Genomic DNA, 16,523 nt, shown 5'->3' with positions numbered 1-16,523 from the left:
CGCGTGCCGGGGCCCGCCGACTTGCTGCTGATCGAGGCGACGATTTCCGCGTAGTGGACCTTCGCGACGCGCGACACGGCCGCAACCATCGGAATCGTGGCCTGGCCGCCGCACGTCACCATGTTGACGTTCGTCGCTTCGATGTGTGCGTCGAGGTTCACGACCGGCACGCAGTACGGGCCGATGGCTGCGGGCGTAAGGTCGATCATGCGGATCGACGGCTTGAGCGTGCGCAGCAGCGCGTCGTTCTTCACGTGCGCGCCGGCGGAAGTCGCATCGAACACGAAGTCGATGTCGTTGAACACCGGCAGGCGCGTAAGGCCAACCACGCCTTCGTGCGTCGTCGCCACGCCGAGGCGCGCGGCGCGTGCGAGACCATCGGAGTTCGGGTCGATGCCGACCATCGCCGCCATGTCCAGATGCTTGCTGTGGCGCATGATCTTGATCATCAGATCCGTGCCTATGTTGCCGGAGCCGATGATCGCAACCTTGAGTTTTTCGGAAGCCATATGAATTCCTGTATCAGGCGGAAAAAGTCGCGCGAACGCTGCCGAGGCCTTCGATCTGCGCGGTGTACGTGCCGGGTTCCTTCACGGCGACCATGGGGCCGAGCGCACCCGTGAGCACCACGTCGCCCGCACGCAGCGGCGTGCCGAGCTGCACCATGCGGTCGGCGAGCCACACGGCGGCGTTGAGCGGATTGCCGAGGCAGGCGGCGCCGTTGCCGCGCGAGAGCACTTCGCCGTCGCGCGAGAGTTCCATCGCGCACCCTGTCAAGTCGATCTGCAAGAGCGGCACTGGGCGGCTGCCCACCACGAAGCGCGCGCTCGAGGCGTTGTCGGCCACCGTATCGACGAAGCGGATGTCCCAGTTCTGGATGCGGCTGTCCACCACTTCGATGGCTGCGAGCGCATAGGCGCTGGCGCGCAGGATATCGACGAAGGTGTGCTTTTCGAACGTGAGGTCGTGCTCCAGCACGAGCGCGATTTCCGCTTCCACCTTCGGCTGGATCAGTTGCGAGAGCGGAATCGCTTGCGCGTCGCCGTAAGCCATCGACGCGAACAGCGCGCCGAAGTCAGGCTGATCGACACCCAGCTGCTTTTGCACCGCGAGCGACGTGAGGCCGATCTTGCGGCCCACGATGCGCTCGCCGTTCGCCACGCGCAGGTCGACGTTGGCTTGCTGAACGGCGTAGGCGGTGGCGATATCGTCCATCGCGATCTCGCCGCGCACCGGCTCGATCACGTTGCGCGAGGCTTCGGCTTCGTGCAGGCGCGCGGCCAGCGCCGCGACGAGTTTCGGTTCTGACATGTTGATTCTCCGGAGTCCGTACTGTCCTATCAAGCGGCGTCGGGCGTGGCATGCATGGTGGCGAAACCCGCAATCCACTCGGGAATTTCGCGGTAGTAGTCGAGCGAAGCGCGATACGGGCCGTAAGCGGCCAGCACGCCGAATGCCGCGACCCACGTGCGAATCTCGTGCGCCGACTTGCCGCCGTCACGCGTGATAGCCGCGTTCGTCATGCCGTCCACGGAAGTCAACTCGCCCGATGCAAGGCGCGCGAGGAACGCGCGGTCCCATTCGGGATTGAGCGGATGCAGATGGCTGTCGCCCGCCGTGAACGATTTCGCCGCGGCCACGGTGCGCGCCTGGCGCGCGGCGCGCGAATCCGCCGAGGGATTGCGGCCCGCGATCAAACGTTCGGCCACTTCCGGCGTCGCGCCGAACAGCTCCGGCACCGGCGGCTCGTGCGAAATGCCGCCCGAGCCCACCACGAGCACGCGCGTGTCGCTTCGCGAGAAGAAGCGGCCAATCGCGTCGCCGAGCAGTCGTGCGCGGCGCAGCGTCGCCATGGGCGGCGCCACGGAGTTGATGAACACCGGAATCACCGGATAACGGTCGAGAGCGCCCGTGAGCACTTCCAGCGCCTGCGCGCAGCCGTGATCGACCTGCATGCGGTACGAGAGCGCCACGTCGATATCGGCGGCGAGCACGCTTTCGGCGAGCTTGTGCGCAAGCGCTTCGGGGACCGGCAGCGTACCGGCCATGCTCTTGAAGTCGCCGATCGCTTGCGCACGCGCGCCGATGCAGAACGGCGGCATCACGTCGTAGAAGAAACCGTTGAAGTGATCCGGTGCGAACGCAACGATCACGTCCGGGTTGAAGGCTTCCACGCGTTCGCGCGCGGCGCGGCCGACCCGTTCGACTTCCGCCACCACGTCAGGCAGCGGATCGAAATAGCCATGCAACGGCGTATGCGACAGACATTCGAGGTGAATCGGCATGCTCATGCTCCTGCTGTGCGCGCAACGGCCACGCCGCGCACGGGACGGTTTTGCGGGGCAGCGGCGCTCGCCCCATGCAAGGCGGCTTCGGTCATGCCGAGCTTGCCCGCGAGTTCGACGATCGCGTCCGAGACCTGTTGCGGCGTGCACACGCCCGCGACGAAGCGGTCCGGGCGCAGCAGCACGACCGATTCGGGCAGACGGCTGAACCACTCTTTCAGGCGGCCCTGTACGTCGCCGAGCGCGAGCACGCCCTCGGTGACGTCGTCGGCGTATTCGAGCTGCACGTCGGGCTTCGCGAAGACGAAGCGCGCGCCAAGCCGCTCCCACAATGCGCGGGCTTGCGGCGTGAGGCCGAAGGTCGGGTCCGCGCCCCAGGCCAGCACGGCGAAGCCGTTGCCGATCGCGTCGTCGAGGCGCACCACGCGGCCATCGGCAAGACGCACGCGCGGCTGGATGAACATGCGGCCCACGGGCGAGGCCGCGAGCGGATCGCGGCCATACGCGAGACGGCCGATCAGCGAGTCGCGCTTCTGGCTCATCAGGCCGAGCAGGCGGCCCGGCGCCGAGTTGCCCGAGCGCTCCAGCAGGCTGGCGAACCAGCCGCCCGTCTTTTGCGGCGGCGGCAGCAGCACGATGCCCGCTTCGTAGCGCGGCATCGGCTTGAAGCGCATTTCCACGAAGTAACGCTTCACCGAAGGGAACACGTTCATGTAGCGCACGAACGTGTCGCGAAAGCGCGCGCCAAAGCGCGTGGTGGGCGCGAAGATATCGCCGGCCACCTCGGAGAGGTGGATCATCGAACGCGCGTGCGCGCGACGCTCCACCGTATAGCTGTCGAGCAGGCGGCCATCGGCTTGGCCCTTCGCGACCATCGCGAGCTTCCAGCCCAGGTTGTTCGCGTCGCGAATGCCGCTGTTGTAGCCCTGGCCCTGCCACACCGGCATGATGTGCGCGGCGTCGCCCGCGAGCAGAACGCGGTCCACGCGGAACGTTTCGGCGAGGCGCGCGTTGTGCGTGTACACACGCTTGCGGATGTAATCGACCTTGTCGGGGTCCGCCACCACCTTGCGGATCAGCGCGGCCATGTTCTCGGGCTTCGAGAGTTCTTCCTCCGTCTCGCCCGGCATCACCATGAATTCGAAGCGGCGAATGCCGTGCGGCAGCGCAGCCGACACATACGGGCGCTGACGATCGCAATGCATATAGATATGCGGCGAGCCGATGGGGTCGTTGCGCACGTCCACCACGATCCATTGATTCGGCTTCGTGCGGCCTTCGAAGGGCACGTTCAGCGCACGGCGCACGAAGCTGTTGCCGCCGTCCGCGCCCACCAGGTAAGCCGCGCGGATCGTGCGGCGCTCGCCGTTCGCGTCGCTCACGTCGATCGTCACGCCCTGCGCGTCCTGCTCGAATGCGTTGACCGTGTGGCCGAACAACACCTCTACATGCTCGAAGCGCGCGAGCCCTTCGTACAACACGCGATCGGCGAGCGGCTGAATGAACGCGTTGCGGCGCGGCCAGCCGAATTCGTCGGTGCGCGGCTCGATCGAGGCGAAGCAATGGCCGTCTTTCGTGACGAAGCGCATCCAGTGGTCGGGCGTGGTGTGCGGCAGCAGCGCATCGGCAAGACCAATGGACTGGAACACGCGCAATGCTTCGTCATCCAAACCAATGGCGCGCGGGTAGTCGATGATCTGGTCGAGCTTCTCGACGAGCGTGACACGCACGCCTTGCAGGCCGAGAATATTGGCGATCATGAGGCCGACCGGACCCGCGCCGATGATGGCAACGTCGGTGGCAATCTGGCGAGGGCGGACGGTATCCGCCTCCTGAGCGAGGGGGGTGTTCATGTGTCTCCTTCTCGCGCGGCTTATGGAGCCGCTGCGGATGCTGACAGGTGGTGCCTGAAAACGGATCACCCGGCTGGACGTTTTGTCACAGTGCGGTGAATGGAAGCGAGTCTAGGTTCCGCCCGATGCGCGCTCAACATTTTTAGAGAAATGTGCATAGAATGCACACAGTTGATTTTTAAGGCGTTTTCGATGACGAAGTATGCAAACGTACGGGGACTGGCGCGCGGCCTGCAGGTGCTCCAGGCGCTCAACGCCATGGAGAACGGGCGCGCCACGAGCCAGCAGTTAAGCGAGGCAACTGGCCTGCACCGCACGACGGTGAGGCGCCTGCTGGAGACCCTGGTGGAGGAGAAGTTCGTGCGCCGCAGCGCTTCCGACGACAGCTTTCGTCTGACGATGAACGTGCGCGGCCTGAGCGAAGGCTTCACCGACGACGAACTGATCGCGACCATCGCGCCGCCGATCATGGCGCAAATGCTCCAGCGCACCGTGTGGCCATCGGACCTCACGACGCCCGACGGCGACTCCATGGTGATACGCGAGACCACGCACCGCTTCAGCCCGCTGTCGTTTCACCGCGCGATGGTGGGCCGCCGCCTGCCGATCCTGCTCACGGCGGCTGGCCGCGTGTACTTCGCGATGTGTCCCGAGGCCGAGCGCGAAGACATTCTCGAACTGTTGCGCGCGGGGGCGGGCGGCGAGCAGCAGCAAAAGCTGGCCAGCGACAAGGCCTATATCCGCAATCTCGTGCGCCAAACGCGCGCCGACGGCTTCGGCTCGAACCACGGCGACTGGGCCGACCAGCGCAAGATCGGTGCGCTCGCAACGGCCATCGAGGCGCACGGGCGCGTGCTCGCGAGCCTGAACGTGATTTATCTGGAACAGGCCATCAATCCGGCCGAGGCGGTGCGCCGCTTCGTGCCCGAGTTGCAGCGCGCCGCGCAGGAAATGGTGACGGCACTAGAGGCGCAGGAGGACCACACGAAGCGTTAAGCTTCGTTCTCGCGCACGAGTTCGAACAGCGCCACCTTGCGCTCGCTTCCTCACGCCCGAAACACGGTGTTTCGCCCAAGTCGAGAAAGCGCTTGCAAGCGTGCGCGAGTGTCTCTATAATTCGCGCCTCGACAGGCTCGTAGCTCAGTTGGTTAGAGCACCACCTTGACATGGTGGGGGTCGTTGGTTCGAATCCAATCGAGCCTACCAACGAACATGCAGTAAAGAAGCTGTACCTTGCAGCAACTTGTGAATGACGCATTCCCTCGCGGGTCTGCGTCATTTTCTTTGGTGCGTGCTAATCACACACGCAGCTATCCATAGCGCGCCAGCGCGCGCATAGCTTCGCAGAAATCGTCAGTTCTTCTCGCGGCGCAAGCCTGCTTGAATGGGCGTTCCACGTCCAGCCGAGGAGACTTTCGATGTCCGACGTTCACACGCAACGCCCCGCCGTTTCCGTTCCGTCTGCGCATCTGCACGCCGCCACGCAGCGACACGCCGATATCGCACTCGACCTCCATCAGGTCGCGGGCCGCATAGGCGCGCGCATCGACGGTGTGCGTCTTCACGCCGATCTCGACAGCGCCACGTTCGACGCAATCAACGCCGCCCTGCTGCGCCACAAGGTGCTGTTCTTCCGTGGCCAGCAGCATCTCGACGATACCGCGCAGGAAGCCTTCGCGCGGCGCTTCGGCGAAACGGTCGCGCACCCCACGGTGCCCTCGGTGGAAGGCGGCAGCCTGCTGGAACTCGATTCGCTGCACGGCGCGCGCGCCAACTCGTGGCACACCGACGTCACGTTCGTCGACGCCTACCCGAAAGTCTCGATCCTGCGCGCCGTGGTGATCCCGCCGTTTGTCGGCGACACGGTGTGGGCCAACACCGCCGCCGCGTACGCGCATTTGCCCGAGCCGCTGCGCGCGCTCGCCGACACGCTCTGGGCGCTCCACACCAACGCCTACGACTACGCGTCCACGCACACGAATGCGGACAGCGCGCAGCTCAAGCGCTACCGCGAAGTCTTCACGTCGAAGATCTACGAAACCGAACATCCCGTGGTGCGCCTGCATCCGGAAACGGGCGAACGCACGCTCGTGCTCGGCCACTTCGTGCAGCGGCTCAAGGGTCTCTCGTCGTTCGATTCGGCGCATCTGCTGCAAGTGTTCCACGAGCACGTCACGCGGCTCGAAAACACGGTGCGCTGGAACTGGCAGGAAGGCGACGTCGCGATCTGGGACAACCGCGCCACGCAGCACTACGCGATCAACGACTACGGCGACGCGCGCCGCATCGTCCGGCGCGCGACCGTGCGCGGCGAAGTGCCGGTGAGCATCGACGGACGCACAAGCGTGGTCGTGCGCGAGGAAGGCGCGACGCTGCAGTAACGCCGCGTTGGCGAATCGGCGAGCGAGGTCAGCGGCCCGGCGCGAAGGCGTCGCCGTCGATCGGCAACTCGCGCTGCGCCAGCAAATCGGCGAGCAGCTGCGCGCTGCCGAGCGCGAGCGTAAAGCCGAGCGCGCCATGCCCCGTGTTGAGCCACAGGTTGCGAAAGTGCGTGGCGCCAATCACAGGCTTGCTGTCCGGCGTGGCGGGACGCATGCCGGTCCACGTCTGGATGGCATCGTAGTCGCCGGCGTTGGGAAAGGTCTCGCGCGCCTGGCGCGTGAGTAGCGCGATGCGGGCGTCTTCGGCGTGCGGGTTCATGCCCGTGAGATCGACCATGCCCGCAATGCGCAGGCGCTCGCCGAGCGGAGCGTAGACGACCTTGTGATGCGCATCCGTGACCGAGACGCGCGGCGCGCCCTGCGCATTCGCGTTGGGAAGCGTGAGGCTGTAGCCCTTGAGCGGATACACGGGCACGTGCACGCCGAGCGAGGCGAGCATCGGCTGGCTCTGGAAACCCAGGCACACGACGAACGCGTCGGCTTCGATGTCGCCCTTCGAGGTCTGCGCGGCGAGTACCCTCAACCCTTTTGTTCGTAGTCCAGAAAACTCGGTGGCCAGTTGCAGGGTCACGCCGTCGTGCTGCGCCGCGCGTGCGAGGCCGCGTGTGAACTGATCGCAGTCGGCGGCCTCTTCGCCGGGCGTGTGAATGCCGCCCACGATCCCTGCGCCGATATGCGCGAGCGCAGGTTCCAGCGCGACGCACGCCGCGCCGTCGAGCGCGTGCTGCACGCAGCCCAGGTTCGCCTGGTATTGCGCCTGGCGGCGTGCGCCCGCAAAACCTTCCTCGTCGCGATACACCACGAGCTTGCCGTTGCGCACGTAGTCGAATGAAAGCGCTTCGCGCTCGACCACCTCGTGCATGAGACGCTGGCTCAAAAAGCCGAGGCCGAGCAGTTCGGCGGTGGTCGCGCGGCTGCGCGCGCGCGTGCACGCCCGCAGGAACGCGGCGCACCAGCGCCATTGGTGTGGATCGAGCCGCGGCACGAAACGCAGCGCGGCGTCGCGCGAGAAGAGCCATTGCGGCAGCTTGGGCAGCACCGAGGGGTCCGCGAGCGGCGCGACGTAGCTGTAACTGAGCTGGCCGCCATTGGCGTGGCTCGTTTCGCGCGCCACATCGGCATGGCGCTCGACGAGCGTGACTTCGTGTCCATCGCGGGCGAGCGCGTATGCCGTGCTCACGCCGATCACCCCACCGCCTAAAACGCAAACTCGCATGATCCCTTGTTCTCTTTCGCTGACGGCCACACCCTGACGGCCTATGCCGCCAGTCTCGCCGGGAACGATGGGGAACTCAATCGCGAATTGCGCGCGGGGTATAGCCTCAGGTTAAAACGGCCGGAAGTTGTCCTTGCAACGGCAAGGACAACCCGCAACGGCTGGCTCAGGCCAGCGCCGGCGCGCTCCCTCGGACTGCGCGCGGGTCCGCGGAAGCGGCATGCGCCGGGCGCGCACCGGCCTGGCCCGCGCCGCCCAGATTGAACACCGCCACCGCCTCGCGCAGCAGATCGGCCTGCGATTCGAGCGACTGCGCGGCAGCCGCCGCTTCCTCAACGAGCGCCGCATTGCGCTGAGTAACCTCGTCGATCTGCGCAATCGCGCGGTTCACCTGTTCGATGCCGTCGCTTTGCTCGTGCGTCGCGGTTTCAATCTCGCTCATGATCCCGCTCACGCGCGCCACCGCACTGCGCGCCTCGTCCATGGTGCGGCGCGCGTCTTCCACGAGGCGCGCGCCCGCGCCGACGCTCGCCGCCGAGGCCGCGATCAGCTCCTTGATTTCCTTGGCCGCCGTGCCCGAGCGCTGCGCGAGGCTGCGCACTTCGCTCGCCACGACCGCGAAGCCGCGGCCCTGCTCGCCCGCGCGCGCGGCTTCCACCGCCGCGTTGAGCGCGAGGATGTTGGTCTGGAACGCAATGCCCTCGATGATGCCGGTGATCTCCTCCACCTTCTGCGACGAGGCCGTGATGTCGCTCATCGTCGCGTTCACGCGGGCCACCACTTCGGCACCGCGCGTGACCGTTTCGAGCGCGGTCTGGGCGAGCCCGCTCGCTTCCTTCGCGCCGTCCGTGTTCTGGCGCACCGCCGCCGAAAGCTCCTCGATGCTCGCCGCCGTTTCTTCGAGCGCCGCCGCCTGCTGGGCCGTGCGGTCCGAGAGATCGACGTTGCCCGACGCGATCTGCTTCGCGCCCTGGGTGATTTCGTGCGTGCTGCCGCGCACTCGCGAGACGGTGCCCACGAGCCCGTCGCGCATGGTCTGCAGCGCGCCCAGCAGCTGGCCCATCTCGTTCTTCGAGCGCACACGCACGTCCACCGTGAGGTCGCCCGCGGCGATGCGCTCGAAATGGCGGATCGCATGGTTCACCGGCTTGACCACGGCGGCGGCGAGCCCCACGCGCGCGAACACGCCGATCGCCACGCCCACCACGCCGATCAGGCCGAACACGATGAGGGAGAGGCGAAAGCGCTGCGCGGCGGTGTCGGCGTCGTGCTGCTGGCGCGCGGCTTGCCAGCTCTCGAGCGCGTCGATCGCCTTCGCGTAGGCGCCGTAGTACCGATCGGCGGTTTCGCCCTGGATCGTGCGGAAGGTGTTGAAATCGTTGTCGACGAGCGACTTGTACTCTGGCTCGAGCGCCTGCGAGACGAGCGCCTCGCGCGCGCTGCTCACGGCCTGGGCGAGGCGCGCCTCTTCGGGGTCGTCGAACGGGCCGGCGCTGTAGAGCGCGAACTCCTTGTTCGAATTCACGAGCACCTGGTGCGCCTTGTCGAGCAGGCCGTCCGTGGCCTTGCCGACGCTGAAGAGAGTCTCGTAGCCGCCCAGCGCGAGGCGCACCTGGAGCAGGCGTTCCGAACTGGTCTTGAGAGCGTCGAGCGACTGCGCGCCGCGCTGGGCGTCGTGCAGGCTGTCGTTGGTGATCTTGAGCGCGCCATACGACACGCCGATCACCGTCAGCAGAAACGCGACGAAGATACCGATAACGAGCGTTAGCCCACGGCGAATGGTGATGTTTCCCAGCATGAGGTCTCCGTTGCGTTTTTTTATCTTCCAGCCAGTGCGAATCCGCGCGGCCCGACGCGCCTTCGCACCTCGTCTCGCGTAACGGCAGAAAGTGCGCGGCGCTGCATAGGGGAAATCCATGACGACCGCAGGGCTACGCGGGGAGTAGCGCCCGCTGCGCCCCAATTTCTGGGAAAGCCCCGGCTGGAGGGGGTCGCGGCGATTTTGCAGGGCTCGCCGAGGGTCGCCAAAAGTCGGCCCGGGGGCTCGGCCAGACCGATTTGCGATTCGTGCTATCGTTTTGCTTTCGCCGATTGTTTTTCCTGGCGGCTTTTCCACGCAGCCCTCGCTCCCACATGAAAGGAAACAATTAAGGCTGTCGAGTAACGATTAAGTCGGTCGGACCGCAGACCAAAGAAAAATCTATTTATATATTAATTTCAATAATCAAATTCTATTATAGACGCAAACAGACAAACTTTTCCCCCGTAGCACCCGCAGTGCGCCCCCTTGCGCTCGCCTAGTACCGAAACCTTGGAGATACGAATGTACGAAGGTATCAATGCTTGGGCCAAACGTATTACACCACGCCAGCATGAAACGCGGTTTCGGACATGGGTTCTTACGTACCTTTGCTTTGGACGAAACATCTGGGCACTGTTTCCGCCTTTTCACCGCTCCGGTTGCTGGTCCAGAGAAGAACGAGCGAAGCAGAAGCAAGGACCGCCATCCAAGGCCTACGGAAAAGGGTATGGCCATAAGATGACTCGCAAGATGTCCGAGCAGTGCGAGAAGGCCTACGATGATTTCCGATTACAGGGCAAGCCCCTCACGCACATCTACGCCGACACCCTGACCAATGTGTTTGGATGCAAAGTAATCACCAGAAGTTCACGTGTGAAAGAATTCTTTCATCCACAAGGAGAACCGTTTCCGAGTTATAGGCAGTTTCAGTATGCGGTGTACGAAGCCTATGGCATTGAAGCCGTTCAAATAAACCGCTGGGGGTCCGTGCGACACAGAAGACGTCAAGCACCTTCGCAAGGTCGATTCTCAGAAGATGTAGCTTATCTGCTGGAGATAGTAGAGTTCGACGGTTACTTTACCAAAGAAAGGCCACGGGGCTACTTAGACGGTAACCCCTTACCCCCGCTCTGTGTCGTCAAGGCGCGCGACATGTTGAGCGGAGCGAACGTCGGAATAGGCTTTTCTTTCGGGGCAGAGCGGATGAGTGCATATCGAATGGCGCTGTTCAGCATGGCCGTTCCAAACGATTACTTCTGCCGTTTGTGGGGGATAGAACTTGAACCCGACACGTGGGTCACCATAGGCCTGCCGCCACACTACAAAGTTGATCGCGGCCCTGGCTCGAGCGAAAACGTGATCGCATCTGACGCCGCCCGACCGCCCATCCGAGACATGACGCCTGGGTATTCCGGACAGGCTAAAGCGACTGTGGAGTCATCACACCCTCGCAACGTCAAATTCGAGGGTGAGCCGCACTATGTCGCAAGCAACTTAACTCCCGTCGAGTTAGCGAGGCGCGAGATACACCGCCATATCGGATACAACCACACAGCGGATATGTCGGCGCGCATGCCGATGGACAGGGAGTTGACGTATGTTTTGCCGACCCCTCACGAGTTGTGGAAATACTACGCTGGGAACCTTCGTACTGTGGGTATACCGATGAGCATTCCCGATGCCGTGCGAACTTTCCTGACGCCCGTCACGATGATAGTCAAAAAAGATGGCGTCTATCTCGACGACCGGAAATACGATTCAAAAGATTTAAGAGCGTGTGGCCTGCTCAATCGGGTTGCGCGTCGGCATGAATCGATGCCCGTCGGAGGTTACATGTTAGACCTCTGCCTCCGATACGTCTGGATTGAGGTAGACCATAAAATTTTGGAACTGGCCGCACAACTACCAATTCGCGGCGACGAAGAGACACTTTACGTATCCATCGCCGAGTCCAACGAGTGGGCAAGCGCACGAGCACAGGTCAATTCCATGTTCAGGGTCCACGAGTTAGCTGCCCTTGCAGAGTCGCGTGCGGCATTTGAGACCGAGACAGGGAAGAGTTGGGACAGCGGGACTCGCAAGCCGGGTCGCGTCAAAAAGACCGCGGCGGTTCTCCAAGAAACGCGTGAAGCCAATCAACACACGGCTCAAAGGAGATCAGCGCGATGACCACTGATGAAACCCCATGGGTTAGCCGCTTTACCCCGCTCCTGAACAGAGAAAGGATTCGCGAACTGGTTGAATTGCGGCCGCAGACCATTCTCAACATTGGTGATATGTCACCACAGGAAGCATGTGAGCGGGTTAAAGATGCCTTTCAGCGAGTGTACTATCCTAGTGCTCAGTGCCTAGACATTCTGCTGCAGTGGGTGAGAATAGCTTTGGCTCACAGTCTCAAAATGTATGAGACCTCTCGTATGTTTGTGGAAGGCGTGTATCAGCGAGAATCACCGCTTCCGGAATTTTCTTTCCCTTGGTGCCTGACAGGGCTCGCTGGTACGGGAAAAAGTGCTTTGCTCAGTGCATTCGAACGCTTAATGCCGAAACCCGACACGGTGACAGCCGCCGACGGCACGAAATTCCCACTCGTGAGCTACCGTGCAGTCACGGTTCGCGCATCTAGCACGTCTAGAGACATCCTCATGCAGTTCGCGCGGCGCGAAGGAAGCACTCGTGTATTATCAGACTACCTTCGCCGATTAGCGTACAGCGATGGATGGGCACTCGTATTGCAGGATGAATTTCAGTTCGCCACGCAGAGTGCACGTGCCAGCACCCGGGTGACCCAAATGATTCTGGCAATGTGTTATATCGGGGTTCCGGCTGTCTACATCGCAAATTACAGCCTGCTTCATAAGCTTAACGAGCGCAATCAAGAGGATCGACACCGATTACTTGGGAAAGTTGTAGAACTGTACCCGGATAATTGCAAGAGTAAAGATTACCGAACCCTTCTTAGTTGGTTTCGCGAAATTGCTCCAGAGATATTCACCTACGACCCGGAGGGTGATGCCGAGGCGATAGATATTTTGACCGCAGGTATAAAGCGCCCGCTCGTATCACTCATGGAGATTGGTTTTGCAATGGCATTTTCGAAGGGAGGGGTTGTCGACTACTCGGTCTTGGAAAAAGCTTATAAGAGCCGAGAATACGCGACGTTCCGCAACGATGTCGAAGCTCTCGCTAAACTGTACGGTGCATTCCGCAAGAGCCATAAGGACCTTTGGTGCCCGATTGATGCAGTCTTGAACTCAGACGAAGACCTGGACCTGGAACGAGACCGGCAGAGTCTCGTGGATATGAAGGCAATGAAAGCCTCCATGACTGTCGAGGAACGCAAAGCATACGCCGAAGTGTCGACGAGACCCGAGGCCACTAGCACCAAATCAGGCGAAGTGAAGCTTGCTTCCAAACGTACCAAGAAGGCAGATGCCGAACAGCTTCGCGAAAACCACTCTTGGTTTTCAGACAAGCTGTAGTTCACACCGCCGCGCTGGTCGCATGGATCGTTTTGTGTCTATAAAGCGCAGTCATCCGCCGACCTAGCGTGGCCATCGCTTACCGCACCGCGGTCTTGCCGAGACCAATGGTGGAAGAGTCGCGACAGACTTTCCCGTAATTCTCCGAAGAGAACCCTACGCTAGAGCAAGGCTCGACAGACTTTCGACACGGTTTTGTCAATTCTTCCAGATAGTCAACTTACGCGCGCCAACCTTGTCGGAGCCTGCATCTATACTGGTGTGCTTTGCGACAGACTTAATTGTTTCCCATCATTTGCGACAGACTTAATTGTTTCCCATCACACATGTCCGACCTCTCCACGCCGCTCGCGCGCGCGCCGCGCCGACTCGACTCCATCAATCCCAGGCCGCTGGGCATCGCGCTGTTGCTCGTCGCGCTCGGCGCGGTGTATCTCGCGCAGACCGTGAGCGGGCGTCAGGCGGCGCTCTATGTGGTCGGCGCGCTGCTCGGCATGACGCTCTATCACGCGGCGTTCGGCTTCACCTCGGCGTGGCGCGTATTCATCGCCGACGGGCGCGGCGCCGGCCTGCGCGCGCAGATGGTCATGCTCGCCATCGGCGTGCTGCTGTTCTTTCCCGCGCTCGCGGCAGGAACGCTGTTCGGCCATCCGGTCACGGGCCTCGTTTCGCCCGCGGGTACGTCGGTCATCGTCGGCGCGTTCATGTTCGGCGTCGGCATGCAGCTGGGCGGCGGCTGCGCCTCCGGCACGCTCTATACCGTGGGTGGCGGCAGCACGCGCATGGTCGTGACGCTCATCGCCTTTATCGTGGGCTCCGTGGTCGCCACGGCGCACATGCCGTTCTGGACGTCGATGCCGCAATTGAAGCCGTTCTCGTTCGTGAACGCGCTCGGCGCCGCGCCGGCCATTGCGCTCAACCTCGTGGTGTTCGCGCTCATCGCCGCGCTCACCGTGGTCGTCGAAAAGCGCCGCCACGGCCGCCTCATCAGCGAGCCGCGCGCGCCGCACAACTCGCCATGGCTGCACGGCCCGTGGCCGCTGCTTGCCGGCGCGGTCGCGCTCGCGATCCTGAATTTCGCGACGCTCGCGCTCTCGGGCCGCCCCTGGGGCGTGACCTCTGCATTCGCGCTGTGGGGCGCGAAGGGCTTCGCCACTCTCGGCATCGACGTGGCGAACTGGAAGTACTGGATGGCCGGCCCGAACGCCGCCGCGCTCGCCGCCCCGGCAAGCCACGACGTCACCACGGTGATGGACATCGGCATCGTGCTCGGCGCAATGGCCGCGGCCTCGCTCGCGGGCCGCTACGCGCCGGTATGGCGCATTCCGCTGCGCTCGCTCGTGGCTGCCGTGATCGGTGGGCTGCTGCTCGGCTATGGCGCGCGCCTCGCTTACGGCTGCAATATCGGCGCGTATTTCAGCGGTATCGTCTCGGGCAGCCTGCACGGCTGGCTGTGGCTCGTGTGCGCGTTCGCGGGCAATGTGCTCGGCACGAAGCTGCGCCCGTGGTTCGGCCTCGAAGTCGAGCGCGTGAAAAACACGGGCTGCTAAGGCCGCACGCTGCGGCGCCAGTTCGGGCGGCGCAGAAATGACGAAGGGCAAGGCTTGATCGCCTTGCCCTTTTTACATGATCCGGCTCTTTTTACCGCAGGCGCGCGTTATCAGATGTTCAGACGCGTGACCTTGGTGCCCGCCAGAGAGACGTCGGCCATCAGGCCTGCGTTGGTCAGCACGAAGGCTTCGACCGGGTGCGTGGCCGTGTTGGTGTCCACGACGCCGTTCGCGCCCAGGGTCACGAGCGCGACAGAAGCGTCGGCCCCTGCCGCCCAGCCGTCCGTCGCGCGGAACTTGTCGAGCGCGTCCTGCGTCATGAAGGCGAAGATGAGCGCCTTCGACTGGGCGCCGGCCTGCAGGCCGAACGAGCCCGACACGGTGCTGTAGTAGCCGACCGTGGCGCCGCCCACGCGCAACGCACCCTCGCCATACTGCGCGCCGACGATAAAGCCGGCCTGCAGCACTTCGGGGAACACCAGCACGCCGCGCGACTTCGCGAGGAGTTCGTGCGAGCCTTTCACGGTCGAATACAGCCGCGAGAGGGTGCCGTCCACAGACGCGTCGATCGACTGCCGCTTGGACATGTTCTGCGACGCCGTGGAATTCGAATTCGTCGTGGTGGTGCAGCCCGCGAGCGTGAGACCGCCCGAGGCAAGGGTCACTGCCGCCGTTAGCATGAAGTTGCGTCGTTGCATTTGGTTATCTCCACACGAATGAGAGTGCGGGGAAGATTGAGCAAGCCGCATGCCCGACCTCTCCGCTTCCGTTGGCCAAAGCCCGCATCGGGCGACAGCCACGTCGCCGTGGCTGGATTGTGCCCGAATTCCGTGTAAAGCGTCCGTTAGCAAGCGACGTCAGCAATCATGCCGCCCGACGCACGGCGGAGCGCCGATCAGGGTTTGGTCGCCTGCCAGGACGAGTCGGGATCGAATGCCTTGATCGCCGCTGCCGTATGCGCGCCATTCGGCCCAAGGTTCTTCTGATAGAGCTGGCCGTCCTGGTTGATGATGAAGCTCATCACACCGGTCTTGCCGTATTGCACCGGCCAGGCCACGAGCGCAAAACCGCCGCTCAGGTCGCCGCCCTCGAGATAGCTGCGCGCACCGCCGCTGGCGTGCGGCCCCTGCGCGGTGAGAATGCGGAAGTGATAGCCGTGATAGCCCTGGGCCGGCGTGACCTTCGCGTTAGCCGGCATGGTTGCGGCGAGCGGTCCGAGCGGACTTTCGGTCTCGCCCGGCTCGACCGGCCAGTACAAACCGTCGTGGGTGCCCGGCGTGCTCACGAGGCGCTGCGCATAGTGCTGCGTGAGCTTGCGATAGTCGTTCTGCGCGTCGACGTAGGCGAGCGAGGTGAGCATGGCAGCACGCTCGTTGCGGCCGATTCGGCGCGTGAGAATTTCGCTCGCGCCTTCGCGCGGGTCGAAATGCCAGCCCTTGCCCGACTGCACGATGGGGATGGGCAGCGTCCAGCCGCTGTCGCCCACCTCGACGTGAGCGCTCGCCTTGCCGGCTACCGGCGTGGCGTCGGGTACGACGCGATGACCCTTCGCCCAGGCGCCGAGGTAGTCGTCGATATCGTCCTGACCAATGTTTTGCGTTGGGATGAACTCGGTGAAATCGTTGCCGAGCACATGCTTCATGGCGCCCTGGTCGTTGGTGGCGAGTGCGTCGGTGAACGCGTTCGCGGCGGCTTCGGGCGTGGCGAAGACGGCTTGCGCGTAGGCTGCGGCGCCGCCGAAGTGTGCCGGCAGCAGCGCGGGCGCCCCAAAGAGGGCGAGTGCCGTACCGAGCGCAAGCGCGCAGTCGTGCGGCAGGCGGCGTGCGGAAATGCGGATCATTGCGAGGCTCCTCATGATATTCAACGTTATCGACGGCCAAAGTGACGTCCGCCACCCC

At 63.6% G+C, this 16,523-nt stretch carries 13 protein-coding genes and 1 tRNA gene; 6 read left to right on the top strand and 8 right to left on the bottom strand.

What is annotated here, in order from left to right:
• The 4 genes from M3I53_RS37225 to M3I53_RS37210 all read right to left on the bottom strand — a co-directional run.
• The coding region (locus tag M3I53_RS37225) for an acetylating acetaldehyde dehydrogenase (RefSeq protein ID WP_254320722.1) at window positions 1-509 on the bottom strand (509 nt) is incomplete at its 3' end.
• A gap of 13 nt (window positions 510-522) precedes the next feature.
• Window positions 523-1,311, bottom strand: a complete 789-nt coding sequence (gene mhpD / locus M3I53_RS37220) for a 2-keto-4-pentenoate hydratase (RefSeq protein WP_254320721.1) — start codon at window positions 1,309-1,311, stop codon at window positions 523-525.
• Between the two features lie 29 nt (window positions 1,312-1,340).
• On the bottom strand, window positions 1,341-2,285 hold the full coding sequence (locus M3I53_RS37215) for a 3-carboxyethylcatechol 2,3-dioxygenase (protein ID WP_254320720.1): 945 nt from the start codon (window positions 2,283-2,285) through the stop codon (window positions 1,341-1,343).
• Window positions 2,286-2,287: 2 nt separating this feature from the next.
• Window positions 2,288-4,138: a bifunctional 3-(3-hydroxy-phenyl)propionate/3-hydroxycinnamic acid hydroxylase gene (locus M3I53_RS37210; protein WP_254320719.1), complete on the bottom strand. Its 1,851-nt coding sequence runs from the start codon at window positions 4,136-4,138 to the stop codon at window positions 2,288-2,290.
• A gap of 192 nt (window positions 4,139-4,330) precedes the next feature.
• On the opposite strand from M3I53_RS37210, the gene M3I53_RS37205 reads away from it, so the two are divergent.
• The 3 genes from M3I53_RS37205 (at window position 4,331) to M3I53_RS37195 (ending at window position 6,519) form a co-directional block, all read left to right on the top strand.
• Entirely contained in the window at window positions 4,331-5,134 is an 804-nt protein-coding gene (locus M3I53_RS37205; RefSeq protein ID WP_254320718.1) for a DNA-binding transcriptional regulator, read from the top strand.
• A 133-nt stretch (window positions 5,135-5,267) separates the two neighbouring features.
• Window positions 5,268-5,344, top strand: a tRNA-Val gene (locus M3I53_RS37200).
• A 212-nt stretch (window positions 5,345-5,556) separates the two neighbouring features.
• Window positions 5,557-6,519: a TauD/TfdA family dioxygenase gene (locus tag M3I53_RS37195; protein ID WP_254320717.1), complete on the top strand. Its 963-nt coding sequence runs from the start codon at window positions 5,557-5,559 to the stop codon at window positions 6,517-6,519.
• Window positions 6,520-6,547: 28 nt separating this feature from the next.
• Here M3I53_RS37195 and M3I53_RS37190 read toward each other — a convergent pair whose 3' ends face one another.
• Both M3I53_RS37190 and M3I53_RS37185 read right to left on the bottom strand, forming a co-directional pair.
• Window positions 6,548-7,795, bottom strand: a complete 1,248-nt coding sequence (locus M3I53_RS37190; protein WP_254320716.1) for a D-amino acid dehydrogenase — start codon at window positions 7,793-7,795, stop codon at window positions 6,548-6,550.
• Window positions 7,796-7,961: 166 nt separating this feature from the next.
• Window positions 7,962-9,593, bottom strand: coding sequence for a methyl-accepting chemotaxis protein (locus M3I53_RS37185; RefSeq protein ID WP_254320715.1), 1,632 nt, complete (start codon window positions 9,591-9,593; stop codon window positions 7,962-7,964).
• Between the two features lie 525 nt (window positions 9,594-10,118).
• On the opposite strand from M3I53_RS37185, the gene M3I53_RS37180 reads away from it, so the two are divergent.
• The 3 genes from M3I53_RS37180 to M3I53_RS37170 all read left to right on the top strand — a co-directional run bounded on the left by M3I53_RS37180 (window position 10,119) and on the right by M3I53_RS37170 (window position 14,625).
• Window positions 10,119-11,765 carry a hypothetical protein gene (locus M3I53_RS37180; RefSeq protein WP_254320714.1) on the top strand — a complete coding sequence of 549 codons (1,647 nt, stop codon included), beginning with the start codon at window positions 10,119-10,121 and terminating at the stop codon, window positions 11,763-11,765.
• Window positions 11,762-13,075, top strand: coding sequence for an ATP-binding protein (locus tag M3I53_RS37175; protein WP_254320713.1), 1,314 nt, complete (start codon window positions 11,762-11,764; stop codon window positions 13,073-13,075). The genes M3I53_RS37180 and M3I53_RS37175 overlap by 4 nt, the downstream gene beginning before the upstream one ends.
• A gap of 326 nt (window positions 13,076-13,401) precedes the next feature.
• Window positions 13,402-14,625, top strand: a complete 1,224-nt coding sequence (locus tag M3I53_RS37170) for a YeeE/YedE family protein (protein ID WP_254320712.1) — start codon at window positions 13,402-13,404, stop codon at window positions 14,623-14,625.
• A 110-nt stretch (window positions 14,626-14,735) separates the two neighbouring features.
• On the opposite strand, the gene M3I53_RS37165 is transcribed toward M3I53_RS37170, so the two are convergent.
• Both M3I53_RS37165 and M3I53_RS37160 read right to left on the bottom strand, forming a co-directional pair.
• Window positions 14,736-15,323: a YSC84-related protein gene (locus M3I53_RS37165; protein ID WP_254320711.1), complete on the bottom strand. Its 588-nt coding sequence runs from the start codon at window positions 15,321-15,323 to the stop codon at window positions 14,736-14,738.
• A 197-nt stretch (window positions 15,324-15,520) separates the two neighbouring features.
• Window positions 15,521-16,465: a DUF2950 domain-containing protein gene (locus M3I53_RS37160; protein ID WP_254320710.1), complete on the bottom strand. Its 945-nt coding sequence runs from the start codon at window positions 16,463-16,465 to the stop codon at window positions 15,521-15,523.
• Window positions 16,466-16,523 lie beyond the last annotated feature (58 nt).

It is taken from the genome of Paraburkholderia sp. CNPSo 3272 (genome assembly GCF_024206495.1).
GTDB lineage: Bacteria > Pseudomonadota > Gammaproteobacteria > Burkholderiales > Burkholderiaceae > Paraburkholderia.
This window is presented reverse-complemented; position numbering and strand designations above follow the sequence as displayed.